This is a genomic window from Streptomyces sp. NPDC045026, from assembly GCF_056432625.1.
The window spans coordinates 621,830-634,466 of sequence record NZ_JBWKIS010000001.1; the positions used below are offsets into that span (position 1 = coordinate 621,830).

The following is a 12,637-nucleotide window of genomic DNA, read 5'->3' on the forward strand; positions in this document are numbered from 1 at the left end:
GTGAGTTCATCCCGAGCCGGCAGGTCGCACTCATGACCAGTTTCCTGATGCGGCGCTTCGTCGCGATGATCGTGCTCTTGTTTGTCATCAGCTTCGTGACGTTCAGTCTGTTCCAGCTCGGCCCGGCGGATCCGGCCGCGGCGGCCTGCGGTCAGGAGTGCACACCGCAGCGCATCGCCGAGGCCCGGGTCGCGCTCGGGATGGACAAGCCGTTCCTCACCCAGTACTTCACGTACATGTCGGGGCTGGTGAGCAGTCACACCGTCGGCGCGCCCGGCGCCGAGACCCTGTGCAACTGGCCGTGCCTGGGCAAGTCGTTCCAGACCAACGAGGACGTCACCACGATCATCGGCCGGGCCCTGCCGTACACCCTGTCGGTGGCCAGCGGTGCGATCGTGCTGTGGACCATCGCCGGTGTCGGCCTCGGCCTGCTCGCGGCGCTCCGCAAGGGCCGGTTCGCCGACAAGCTGATCGTCGGCGGCGCCTCCGTCGGCGTATCGCTGCCCATTCCGGTGACGGGCCTGTTGCTGCTGCTCCTGTTCGTCAGCACGCTGGACCTGCTGCCGTTCACCACCAACGAGATCGCCACGCCGTTCGACGCGGCGGGGCCCGGCGGCTGGTTCCTCAACTACCTGCTGCCGTGGGTGGCGCTGGCCGTGCTGTTCAGCGCCCAGTACATCCGGGTCACCCGCAGCAACATGCTGGAGACCTTCGGCGAGGACTTCATGCGCACCGCCCGTGCGAAGGGGCTGTCCCGGCGGAACGTCGTGTTCAAGCACGGCGCGCGCGCCGGCATCACCCCGGTGGTCACCATGCTCGGCCTCGACATCGGCGGCCTGCTGGGCGGCGCCGTACTCACCGAGCAGATCTTCTCGGTGCCGGGCGTCGGATTCACCGCGGTGCACGCCGCGCAGGCCGGCGACCTGCCCGTCACCATGGCCATCACCATGATGGCCGCGTTCTTCATCATTGTCGCCAACGTCCTGGTCGACATCGCCTACGCGGTGATCGACCCCCGAGTGAGGGTCGCCTGATGACCACGCCCGAAGAAGCGCCCATGCTGGCCATCCGCGATCTACGGGTGAGCTTCCCGACCGACGACGGCGTGGTGCACGCCGTCAACGGGATGGACCTGACCCTGGCGCGCGGGGAAACCGTCGGAATCGTCGGCGAATCCGGCTCCGGCAAGACCGTCACGTCCCAGGCGCTCATGGGCCTGCTCAAGGACACCACGGCCGCCGTCACCGGACAGATCCTCCTCGACGGGCAGGATCTCAACTCGCTCACCGAGACACAGATGCGCGCCTACCGCGGCAAGAAGATCGCGATGATCTTCCAGGACCCGCTGTCGGCCATGCACCCCTTCTACCCCGTCGGCGCCCAGATCGCCGAGGCCTACCGGGTGCACAACGACGTCTCCAAGAAGGCCGCGGCGCAGGTCGCCGTCGACATGCTCGGCCGGGTCGGGATCCCCGACCCCAAGCGCCGCTACTCGGCTTATCCGCACGAGTTCTCCGGCGGCATGCGGCAGCGCGCGATGATCGCCATGGCCCTCGTCTGCGAACCCGAGCTGCTGATCGCCGACGAACCCACCACCGCCCTCGACGTCACCGTGCAGGCCCAGATCCTCGACCTGCTCGGCGAGTTGCAGGACGAGACCGGGACCTCGGTGATCCTGGTGACCCACGACCTCGGCGTGGTCGCCGAGGTGTGTCACCAGGTCGTGGTGATGTACGGCGGGGAGTGTGTGGAGCGGACGACCGTGGCGAACCTGTTCAAGGACCCGCGACACCCCTACACCCAGGGACTGCTGGCATCCATGCCGTCGCTGGCCGGCCGGTCCGAGCGGCTCAAGCCGATCCCGGGCTTCCCACCGTCGCTGCTGGCGCTGCCCGAGGGCTGCCTCTTCGCCGACCGCTGCCCGAAGACAGACCTGGTGCCCGACGACGCCTGCCGTACGCGCCGCCCGATGCTGACCGGGCTCGACGGGCACCCGTCGCGCTGCCACCTGGAGACGCTGCAACCGACCGGAGAGGTGGCCCGATGACGCCGCTGCTGGAGGTCACCGACCTGACCAAGCACTTCCCGATCCGCTCCCGTGGCTTCAGGCCCGGCGGCGGCGTGATCAAGGCCGTGGACGGCGTCAGCTTCTCGGTCGGCGCCGGACAGACTCTCGGCCTGGTGGGGGAGTCCGGCTGCGGCAAGTCGACCACCGGCCGCCTTCTCATGCGCCTCCTTGAGCCGACGTCCGGGAGTGTCCGGCTCGACGGACGGGAGATCGCCGAACTGCGCCGCTCGGAACTGCAGGAATACCGGCGCCGGGTGCAGATGGTGTTCCAGAACCCCTCGTCCTCGCTCAACCCCCGCCAGTCCGTGGGCAGCGCGATCGCCGCACCGCTCCTCGCCCAGCGGATCACCCCGGCCGGCGGCATCAAGGCCAGGGTGCGGGACCTGATGGACCGGGTGGGGCTGCGCCCCGACCACTACAACCGCTTCCCGCACGAGTTCTCCGGCGGCCAGAAACAGCGTGTCGGCATCGCACGGGCGCTCGCCCTGGACCCCCAGCTGATCATCTGCGACGAACCGGTGTCCGCCCTGGACGTCTCGGTACAGGCGCAGGTCATCAACCTCCTGGAGGACATCCAGCGGGACACCGGCGTGGCCTACCTCTTCATCGCCCACGACCTGTCGGTGGTCCAGCACTTCGCCGACCGCATCGCGGTGATGTACCTCGGCAAGATCATGGAATACGGCGACACCTCAAGGGTTTTCGGCGCTCCGGAACATCCCTATACGCGGGCACTGCTGTCCGCCGTACCGCAGCCGGACCCGGCGGCGGACCGGAGCGGACGGATCCGGCTGAAGGGCGATCTGCCCAGCCCGGCCGAACCTCCGCGCGGCTGCGTGTTCCGGTCCCGGTGTCCCGTGCATGCGCAACTGGACCCGCAGCGCCGCCAGTTGTGCACGGACAGTGTGCCGAGCGGCGACATCGCCTGCCACCACACCGACGTCACCGCCGAGACACCCGCCAAGACGACGGCCGGGTAACCAGGCCCATGGCCACATGAACAGCAGCACCACGCAACAGAGCGCAACAAGGCACAAGCACAGCAAGGTGCAAGCGCAACAAGGCACAAGCGCAACAAGGCACAACAGAGAGGTGACAGCAGTGTTGATCCGTGACGTCCGTCCGTGGGGTGGCGAGCGCAGCGACGTCGTCCTGTCCGGCGACCGCATCGCGGCGATCCGCCCGCACGACCCGGCCGCGCAACCGGCCGGCGAAGTGCTGGAGGGCCGCGGCCGGCTGCTGCTGCCGTCGTTCAGTGACGTCCACGTGCACCTGGACTCGACCCGGATCGGCCTGCCGTTCCGGCCGCACACCGGCGGCCCGGGAGTGTGGACGATGACCATGAACGACCGGGAGAACTGGCGCTCGGCGGAGGTCCCGCTCGTGGAGCGCGTCGCGGGCACACTGGAGCGGATGATCGCGCGCGGCACCACCCGCGTGCGGTCGTACGCCCAGGTCGACGTGGACTGCAAGCTCGAGAAGTTCGAGGCAGTGGTGGCCGCGAAGGAGAAGTTCGCCGGTCGGGCCGAAGTCCAGATCATGACGTTCCCTCAGGCGGGCATCCTCCGCGAGAAGGGCACCGTCGAATACCTGGAGGCCTCGCTGAAGGCGGGCGCCGACGTGATGGGCGGCATCGATCCCTGCACCTTGGACCGGGATCCCAAGGGCCACCTGGACGTGGTGTTCGGGCTTGCCGAGAAGTACCAGGTCGAGGTGGACATCCACCTGCACGAGCCCGGGGAGCTGGGCGTGTTCTCCACCGACCTGATCCTTGAGCGCACCCGGGCGCTCGGCATGCAGGGCAAGGTCACCATGTCCCACGCCTACGAACTGGGCTCGGTCTCCGAGTCGGTGAGCCGCCGCATCATCGACGACTTCGCGGAGCTGGACATCGCCATGGCCACCGTGGCGCCGTCGGCGCGCGGACAGCTGTCACTGGTGGACCTGACGGAGGCGGGCGTCCGTGTGGGCCTGGGCGAGGACGGCCAGCGCGACTACTGGAGCCCGTACGGCAACTGCGACATGCTCGACCGCACCTGGCAGCTGGCCTTCACCAACAACTTCCGCCGTGACGAGCTGATCGAGATGTCCCTGGCGGTCGCGACGATCGGCGGGGCGTCGATCATGAGCCACGAGGTGGCCGGGCCGGCCGGGGTCGCCGACCGGCCCGGCCTGGCGGTCGGCGACCGTGCCGACCTGCTGCTCGTCGACGGCGAGACACCGTCGAGCGCGGTGATGGACCGCGGCACGGACCGCACCGTCCTGCACGACGGAGTGGTCGTGGCCGACCAACTGGAGCTGGTACGGGGCTGATCCGAGACCCGCGGGCCCGCGGCCGGGCCCGAGCATCAGCCGTCCCCGCATACGGGGGTGTCCGGGCATACGGGGGTGTCCGGCCGGGACACGCCCGTCACCCTGCGGGTGCAACTGGCCGGACGAGCTGCGGTCAGCGCCGCTTGTCGGCGATGGCGCGGCGGCTGCTCTCCAGGTGCTGGACGACGAGTTCCTCGACGAGTGCTACATCGCGCTCCGCGACAGCGGCGTAGAGGGCCTCGTGTTCCAGAGCCATCGCCATGAGGTTGTCGTGTCGGCTGAGCAGCCAGCGCATCCTGCTGCGCAACGTGCCTTCGAGCTCGCTCAGCAACGCGTTGGCCGCCATCGACGTCACGGTCTCGTGGAAGTCGGCCGCCGCGCGCCGGGCGCGAACGGCGTCGCCTGCGCGCGCGGCCGTCAGCTCCTCGTCCACGTTCGCGCGCAGCTGCCCGAGGCCGGCGCGGTCACGTCGTTGAGCGGCGAGACGGAAGGTCATCACCTCGAGCGCCTCACGGACCTCGTTGAGATCCGCGATGTCCGTAGGCGTGAACTCCCTGACGACCGCCCATGTCCGCGGGCGCGGAGTGACAAGACCCTCGGCGACGAGCACGCGCAGAGCGTCGCGAACCGGCACGCGGCTCACCCCTATCTGCGCCGCCAGGTCGCGCTCGACGAGCTTGCTGCCGGGCTTGCGCACACCGTCGAGAATGTCGTCCCGGAGCTGCCGCGTAACCCGCTCCGACTCCGGCTCGAACTCCCCAGAACCTGCCATACCCCGAGTCTCGCACGGCTGCCGAAGCATGTGGTGTGACGCCGGGGCGAGGTGGCTCACGCCTCTGCCCCGCTCACGACCGGCGCCGCGCATGGGCGGCGATGGCGCCCAGTACCTCCGGCATGTCCTGCTCCGGTGCTCCTATGAGTACCTCTGAGCCGCGGCCCGGGCCGTCGAGGACCTCGCAGACGGCGACGAGGGGGTGGGTCGGTTGCATCTGCTGGGAGCGGGAGTTGTACCAGTGGGTATTCGCAGCTCTTCGCGCGCGTGTTTCTTCGTCGAGGTAGGGCTGGATCGAGTACCGGCGTACGGCGCGCGGGTCGCTGCGGTACGGCGGCCGTACGGTGATCACCCGCAGCGGGCCCGGCAGCGGCTTCAACGCCACCTTCGCCCCCGGGTCCGGTGTCGTGCCGATGACGTCGGGTCCTACGTACAGCGGGCCCCTGATGGCGAGCTTCCACGGCCCGGTGCCGCAGACGGCGCCGTCCACCGCGTGCACCTCGACCGGTTCCACGGGCTCCACGTCGCACTTGCGCGGCAGCCTGGTCCGCGTCCACCGACGCAGCCAGAGCAGAGCGGGTACGAGCAGGCCCACGGCCGCCACCGCGAAGCTCAGAACCACCGCTCGGGGCCGGGGTTCGACCAATGCCGCCAACGCCCCGATGCCGCCCGCGGTGGCGAGGGCGAGTACGGGGGCCAACCACTGCCACGCCATGGTCAGGGGGTTGCGCCGCCCGCGCAGCAGTAGCCACATCCCCGCCCACAGCGGCCCGAGCCCGAGCCCCCACAGGGCTGACGCCAGGGCCGCGGGCGCGGTGAAGAGCCGTCCCGGGTAGTGGCTGGTTCGCACGACGGACCTGTCGTCGCCGACGTCCTTCCCGGCCTGGATCATGCGTACCGATCCGCGCCACCAGAGCAGGGTCACCGGCTCGCCGGCCCGCGCCCGCCCGTACACCGAGTCCCGCTCCTCGTGGGAGCGGTACTCGCTGTAGGAAACTTCCAACGTGCGGTGGCCGGACCGGGTCAGCTCCAGGGTGTACTTGGTGCGGGAGCGTTTGATCGAGTAGTTGGCATCCCGCAGGGTGACGCGTTCCCGCTGCACGCAGTTCGGCTTGCGGTACACATCTCCGCACACCTTCAACTGGCCCGTGCGATGACCGTTCTCGACGATGGCCACCTTCGAGAAGTCGACGTCGTCCTGACGTGCCTGTTGCGCGAACTGCCACAGCGGCCAGGACGCCCCGAGCAGTATCACGGCCAGCAGCAGGCACACTCCCGCGCGGACGAAGTCCCCGATTCCGGATCTCATGTGCCCCTCACTGCCCGAATCCCCGCCCTGTGCCTCACCCTTCGGAGCGAGGTGCGGGGAATCCTACTCAGCCGGATCACTGAGCCGGCAGGTGGATGGCGCCGCCCTGCACGGGATCCTGCGGTTGCGTGAGTAGGAGGTGTCCGCTGTACTTTCGGCGGCATGGCTGATGAGAGCTTTGAGCATCCACGGCTCGCCGCCGTGTATGACGCGCTCGATCCTGATCGCAGCGATCTCGACGCGTATGTGGGTATGGCGGAGGAGTTCGGAGCACGTCGGGTGCTGGACATCGGATGCGGGACGGGAGTGTTCGCCCTGCTGCTGGCCGACCGCGGGATCGAGGTCGTAGGGGTCGACCCCGCGCGGGCGTCCGTCGATGTGGCACGGACCAAGCCCGGCAGCGAGCGGGTGCGCTGGATCTGCGGTGATGCGACAGGGCTCCCGCCCCTGCGGACAGATCTGGCGACCATGACGGCGAACGTCGCGCAAGCCGTCGTCGATCCGATCCTCTGGCAGGAGACACTGCGAGGGGCGTACGAGGCACTGCGGCCCGGGGGCCGTCTCGTGTTCGAGACCCGGGACCCGGCCAGGCGTGCCTGGGAGGAGTGGAACCGCGAGGAGTCGTACTCGGCGACGCGGATCCCGGGAGTCGGTGTGGTCGAGAGTTCGGTCGAGGTCACCGACGTCAGTGGGCCGTTGGTGACGTTCCGCTGGACCTACGTATTCGCTGAGGACGGTGAGGTGTTGACGTCCGATTCGACCTTGCGTTTCCGAGAACGGCCGGAGATCGAGGAGCAGTTGATCGCGCGGGGCTTCGTGGTCGACGAGGTTCGTGACGCTGCCGACCGACCCGGCCGGGAGTTCGTCTTCGTCGCACGGCGTCCCGAGGGCCGCGGCTGAACGCGTTGCCTCACGACCCCACGGCTCAGCCGCGCCTGACGCGGCCCCGAACCGGCACCGGCGCCGGGTTCACACCGAGTCGAGCCACTCCGCGGCGGCGTCGAGCAGATGCGTGACCCCGTTGCGCAACGCAGGCTCCGCCACCGGTGCGAAGAACGGCGAATGGTTGCCGTGCACGGTGGACGGCTGCTCGCCGGCCGGGTCGGATCCTTCCCAGCTGCTGGGCTCCGTACCGCCGAAGAACCAGAAGACGGACGGACATCCGGCCGCTGCGGCCAGCAGACCGAAATCCTCGCTGCCCGACAGCGGGGAGCGCAGGGTGTGCACCTGGGCGCCACCCGCTCCGAGCGCCTGCATGACGCGCTCCGTCGCCCCGTCCGAATTGACGGTCAAGGGAAAGGAGTTGAGCTCGCTGAACTCCGGGGGACGAGGCGCGCCGGAGGTCGCCGCCTCCCCTTCGACCGTACGGCGCACCGCGGCGAGCACCCGCTCACGCACGGCGGCGTCGAACGTCCTGATATTGATCTTGAGTTCGGCCTCGTCGGGGATGATGTTCTCCTTGGTGCCGGCCCGCAGCGAGCCAACCGTGACCACCGCCGACTCCGTCGGCGAGACCTCGCGGGCCACGATGCCCTGCAAGCGCATGACGGTCGCCGCCGCCATGACCACGGGGTCGACCGTGGTGTGCGGAGCCGAACCGTGCCCGCCGCGCCCGAGCAGACGCGCCCTGAGACTGTCCGCCGCGGCCATCACCACGCCGGGGCGCGTGGCCACCGACCCCAGGGGGAGCGGCCCCACATGCTGTCCGAGCACCACGTCGGGCCGCGGGAAGCGCTCCAGGAGACCGTCGGCCAGCATGGCCCTGGCCCCGGCGGCCGTTTCCTCCCCCGGCTGGAAGACCGCCAGCAGCGTGCCGCGCCAGAGTTCCCGGTGCGCCGCCAGCTGGCCGGTGACGCCGAGCAGGGCCGCCGTGTGCAGATCGTGGCCGCAGGCGTGCATGAGCGGCACCCGATCGCCGTCCGGCGACAGCGCCGTATCCGTGGACGCGTAGTCGAGCCCGGTCGCCTCGCGTACGGGGAGACCGTCCATGTCGGCCCGGAGCGCGACCACGGGCCCTTCGCCGTTGCGCAGCAGCCCTACCACCCCCGTCCCGCCGACGCCCTCCGTGACCTCCCAGCCCTGCCCGCGCAGCGCCGCGGCGACGATCCCTGCCGTGCGGTGCTCCTGCATGGACAGCTCGGGATGGGAGTGCAGATCGCGGTAGATCAGGCCGAGGCCGGGCAGCCGGGCGTCGAGGCCGTCCCGCAGGGCAACGCCCTCGCGCGGCGCGGCAGCGGTCAGGGATCCGTCGGTCTCCATGTCAGTCCTCCCAGGTCTCCGGCGAGGTCCGGGGGTCGGGGGTCGACACCGGGGCCGAAGTGTGTCCAGGATGGGGATCGTTGATCACTCAACCGTGGCAACGCAGGAATTCGACGGAGAAGTGTGTGTCATGCCCGATAGCAGCATTGATGCCCCGCCACTCCGCCGGGATACGGCGGCCGGTTCGCTTCAGGAGTCGGACCTGGCGTTGATCGAAGCCCTCCAGCACAGCCCGCGTGCCCCTTGGTCACAGATCGGGCCGGCACTCGGCGTGGATGCCACGTCCGCTGCCCGGCGCTGGCACCGACTGGCCGGCCAGGGGCTGGCCTGGCTGACGGTCTACCCGTCCGCGAGCACGACGAGCTTCGCCTACGTCGACGTGCGCTGCCGACCGAACACCGTCGACGAAGTGACGCGCCACCTGTGCGAGCTGCCGCAAGTCCTCAGCGTCGAGGAGGTGACGGGCGACTTCGATCTCTTCCTCACTGTGGCCGCCCCGACGCCGGCCGCCCTCGCGGCCCTCGTCCGCCGGGATCTGCCCACCGCGCCCGGCGTGGAGGCCACGGCCGTCCACCTCGGCCTGCGCCTCTTCCAGGAGGGGAGCGGCTGGCGCATGCGCGCCCTGGACCGGCAGCAGCGCTCACTCCTGGTGCCCCAGCAGCAACCTTCGCGTCGTTCCCGGACCGCGGCCACCGCCGACGCGGCACTCATCGCCGCGCTCGGCCAGGACGGGCGGCGAAGCCACCAGGATCTGGCCCGAGATCTCGACGTCAGCGAGGCGACGGTGCGCCGGGGACTCCAGCGGCTGATGGAGACGCGGTCCGTCCACTTCCGCTGCGACTTCGCCCAGAGCGCCGCCGGCTGGCCGCTCACCGCCACCTACCGCATCGACCTCCCCGCCCACCGACTGGCCGCGGCAGCACGCGCCCTCGGCCTCATGCCCGAGGTCCGGCTGTGCAGCGCCGTGAGCGGAAGCGCCAGCCTCCTGGTCATCGCCTGGCTGCGCACGACGGAGGATGTCACGGGGTTCGAGGCCCACATGTGTGAGCAGCTACCGGATCTGCGCGTGCTCGACCGCACGGTCACGCTGATCACCGCCAAGCGCATGGGCCGACTCCTCGACCCGCACGGCCGGGCGGTGGGCCATGTCCCGTGGGACGGCCCGCGCACCACTCTGTGAGGGGAGGCCGCGGTGTGCTTCCTGCATCAGCGGTCTTGCATCAGCCGTCCTGCATGAGCCGTCCTGCATCAGCCGTGGGCCGCGATCGTGACCGATCCAGCTACGGCAATGCCGGCCGCCGACCACACCACCATGTCCCCCATTTCGCGCCACAGGGCGTTGCCGCGCGTCGCGCCGCGCGCGGCCCCGAAATCCGTATCGTGAAACGCCGTCCCGTTCGTGCGGTGGCCGGTCGCCGCTCGGCGCAGAAAGGCGCCCCATGGAATTGAAGTTGCAGGGCAGAACCGCGGTGGTGACCGGTGCGAGCAAGGGCATCGGACTGGCGATCACCAAGGCCCTCGTGGCCGAGGGCGTCCGGGTGACGGCCGGGGCGCGCCACGTGGGCGGTGAGCTGGCGGACCTCGCCCAGGCAGGGTCCGTCCGGGCCGTCGAGGTGGACCTGGCGACTCCGGACGGGCCTGCCACGCTCGTCGAGGCGGCGGCCTCCGCCTTCGGACCACCCGACATCCTGGTCAACAACGTCGGAGCGGTCCGGCCACGCACCGGAGGGTTCTCGTCCGTCACCGACCAGGACTGGACGACCACCCTGAACATCAATTTCCTCGCCTCCGTACGCGCCACCCGCGAGGTCCTGCCACTGATGCTCCAGCACACCGCCGGGTCGATCATCACGGTCGCGTCCATCAACGCCCGCCTGCCCGACCCGCTCGTGATCGACTACTCCGCGGCGAAGGCGGCCCTGCTGAGCTTCAGCAAGTCGCTGTCCAAGGAGCTGGGACCGCGCGGTATCCGCGTCAACACGGTCAGTCCGGGTCCTGTCGCCACGGATATGTGGCTGGCGAAGGACGGCGTGGCGGCAACTGTCGGTCAGGCCGGTGGACTTGAGGCGGACGCGGTCGTCGAACATGTCGCGAGCGGCACCGCGACGGGCCGATTCACCCGCCCCGAGGAGGTCGCCGAACTCGTACTGCTCCTGGCCTCCGACCGTACCGCCAACGTCACCGGCTCCGACTTCGTCATCGACGGCGGCATGATCACCACGGTGTGATCACACCGGGAACGGGACGGGACCAGGCCCCGGTTGCGTCGACATCGGGACGAGTCCGACGTTGGCGATCTCAGGCGATCTCAGGCGATCTCAGGCGGTCTTGGACAGTCTCATGGGGCGATTCCCACGCCGTCGATCCGGCTCCAGGTCTTCTCCTGGGCGACGGTCATGGCGGGCCAACGCAGGCCGCCCGGCCGCGGGTTGACCCGTGACGCGTAGGAACGGGGAGTGAAGGCCGGATCGTAGAAGCAACCGGTGCCGTACCTGTGGTCGAACGCGGCGCACGAGGCCGCGATCGCACGTGGTGCCGGCTTCTTCCCGGTCCGCACCCAGGCGTCCAGCGCGGAGATCGAGTTGGCGTACTCGGAGTTGCTCAGCTCACTGTGTTCGCTCTCCCGCGTGAACGTCTGCACCAAGTGCCGTTCCCGGTGGGCGCCTTGGAGGCCGGCCCGGTAGGCCGCCTCGTGCTCGACGAACGCGGTGGGATCGTCGATCGCGTGCATGGTGAGAACGGGGATGGTCACCTTGCCGGTGAGGTCGCTGTCGTAGGACAGGTCGCGTACGGCGCTCGGGTCGGCCGAGAAACGCTCGACCCCGGCGTTGAGCGCCCGGTCGTCGTGGGAACCGGAATACCGTACGCCCTGATTGCTGAACGGATTGCGCCCGCCCAGGCGGTTGTGCACGATGTCGCGGAACGTGAACGTCGCGAACCGCAGGTGTGACTCGAGGGTGCGCTCGGGGATCTTCGTGACCGCGAGGATGTCATCGAGGTTGCGCTGCTGAGCCGCCGTCCGCTCCTTGGGGTCCGAGGCGTACCCGGTGCACTCCTGAAGGCGCGCCCGCAGCCCCGCCGCCGTCATGGCCGAGTCGACCCGCAGTCCTTCCCACAGCGGGTACTGAGGCTCGCTGGGCCGAGGATGGTTGCGGCAGTAATACTGGTAGACCACGCGCAGGTCGACCCGGTAGTCGTACCCGCGTGAGCCGCCCCCGAGAACGCCGCTGGTGAGCAGGGCTCCGTCGTACGGGCCGTGCTTGGCCGCGCCGTAGGTCTCGACGACCTTGGCGGCGACGTTGCCGCCCCAGGACTGGCCGTGAACGTAGGTGCGCCTCGGCTTTCCGAATTCGGTCACGAACAGACGACGCAGATTCTCGGTGTCGGCGGCGGCCATCCGCGTCCCGTAGCCACCGCGCCGATACGACGAACCGGCCCAGGCGTAGCCTTCGTCCACCATCACCGCCCAGCGGCTCAGGTCGTCGACGCTGCGGTCCGGATCGGAGCCCGCGCCGAGGTCGGGGCCGCCGTGGGCGTGCACCATGAGCGAGCCGTTCCACGCTTTGGGGACGGCGATCGCGTAGTAGGCGCCGTTCGAGTCCTGGCCGGTGTAACAGGTGGCCTTCCCGGCCAGATTCGCGGGGCAGGCTGCGGACGCAGGTCCGCTCGCAGCGGTGGCCGGTGAAGCGGAAGCCGAACCTGAAGCCGGTACGGGGAGTGCGCAGGCGACCAGACCCGCGATACCCGCAACCATCGCCGCGTGTCGGCTGCGCCGAAGGCCCCGACTCCCGGACCTCCTGCGGAAATTTGATGCGATGCGTGTGGCCATACCCATGTGGCTACTCCTCGTCCTGCGGTGCGCACCGTTGCGCGGCGGGGGAGATGCTAGGGACGGCGGAGCCGGAATCACATGACG

The 12,637-nt window shown here is 69.8% G+C and carries 11 protein-coding genes; 7 read left to right on the forward strand and 4 right to left on the reverse strand.

The window, feature by feature from the left end:
- The first annotated feature begins 32 nt into the window (after positions 1-32).
- From AC07EJ_RS02780 to AC07EJ_RS02795, 4 genes are all read left to right on the forward strand, one after another.
- On the forward strand, positions 33-1,034 hold the full coding sequence (locus tag AC07EJ_RS02780) for an ABC transporter permease (RefSeq protein ID WP_389481768.1): 1,002 nt from the start codon (positions 33-35) through the stop codon (positions 1,032-1,034).
- A complete protein-coding gene (locus AC07EJ_RS02785) occupies positions 1,034-2,047 on the forward strand; it encodes an ABC transporter ATP-binding protein (protein WP_389481771.1) in 1,014 nt (337 codons plus the stop codon). The genes AC07EJ_RS02780 and AC07EJ_RS02785 overlap by 1 nt, the downstream gene beginning before the upstream one ends.
- On the forward strand, positions 2,044-3,048 hold the full coding sequence (locus tag AC07EJ_RS02790; protein WP_389481774.1) for an ABC transporter ATP-binding protein: 1,005 nt from the start codon (positions 2,044-2,046) through the stop codon (positions 3,046-3,048). The genes AC07EJ_RS02785 and AC07EJ_RS02790 overlap by 4 nt, the downstream gene beginning before the upstream one ends.
- Before the next feature lie 121 nt (positions 3,049-3,169).
- The gene (locus AC07EJ_RS02795; RefSeq protein ID WP_389481921.1) at positions 3,170-4,381 is read left to right on the forward strand and encodes an amidohydrolase; all 1,212 of its coding nucleotides are present in this window, start codon (positions 3,170-3,172) and stop codon (positions 4,379-4,381) included.
- A gap of 133 nt (positions 4,382-4,514) precedes the next feature.
- Here AC07EJ_RS02795 and AC07EJ_RS02800 read toward each other — a convergent pair whose 3' ends face one another.
- Positions 4,515-5,153 (reverse strand): GntR family transcriptional regulator, encoded by a 639-nt coding sequence (locus AC07EJ_RS02800; protein WP_389481776.1) that lies wholly within the window; start codon positions 5,151-5,153, stop codon positions 4,515-4,517.
- Between the two features lie 73 nt (positions 5,154-5,226).
- A complete protein-coding gene (locus AC07EJ_RS02805; RefSeq protein ID WP_478883601.1) occupies positions 5,227-6,462 on the reverse strand; it encodes a hypothetical protein in 1,236 nt (411 codons plus the stop codon).
- A gap of 162 nt (positions 6,463-6,624) precedes the next feature.
- Here AC07EJ_RS02805 and AC07EJ_RS02810 point away from each other — a divergent pair, with 162 nt between their 5' ends.
- Positions 6,625-7,362, forward strand: coding sequence for a class I SAM-dependent methyltransferase (locus AC07EJ_RS02810; RefSeq protein ID WP_393585199.1), 738 nt, complete (start codon positions 6,625-6,627; stop codon positions 7,360-7,362).
- Between the two features lie 69 nt (positions 7,363-7,431).
- Here the strand turns inward: AC07EJ_RS02810 and AC07EJ_RS02815 are convergent, their stop codons facing one another.
- Entirely contained in the window at positions 7,432-8,721 is a 1,290-nt protein-coding gene (locus tag AC07EJ_RS02815) for an amidohydrolase (protein WP_478883602.1), read from the reverse strand.
- A 130-nt stretch (positions 8,722-8,851) separates the two neighbouring features.
- Between AC07EJ_RS02815 and AC07EJ_RS02820 the strand changes: the two genes are divergently transcribed.
- On the forward strand, positions 8,852-9,901 hold the full coding sequence (locus AC07EJ_RS02820) for an Lrp/AsnC family transcriptional regulator (protein ID WP_478883603.1): 1,050 nt from the start codon (positions 8,852-8,854) through the stop codon (positions 9,899-9,901).
- A gap of 259 nt (positions 9,902-10,160) precedes the next feature.
- Positions 10,161-10,949 carry an SDR family NAD(P)-dependent oxidoreductase gene (locus AC07EJ_RS02825; protein WP_389481790.1) on the forward strand — a complete coding sequence of 263 codons (789 nt, stop codon included), beginning with the start codon at positions 10,161-10,163 and terminating at the stop codon, positions 10,947-10,949.
- Between the two features lie 110 nt (positions 10,950-11,059).
- Here the strand turns inward: AC07EJ_RS02825 and AC07EJ_RS02830 are convergent, their stop codons facing one another.
- Positions 11,060-12,475, reverse strand: a complete 1,416-nt coding sequence (locus AC07EJ_RS02830) for a hypothetical protein (RefSeq protein WP_478883665.1) — start codon at positions 12,473-12,475, stop codon at positions 11,060-11,062.
- Positions 12,476-12,637 lie beyond the last annotated feature (162 nt).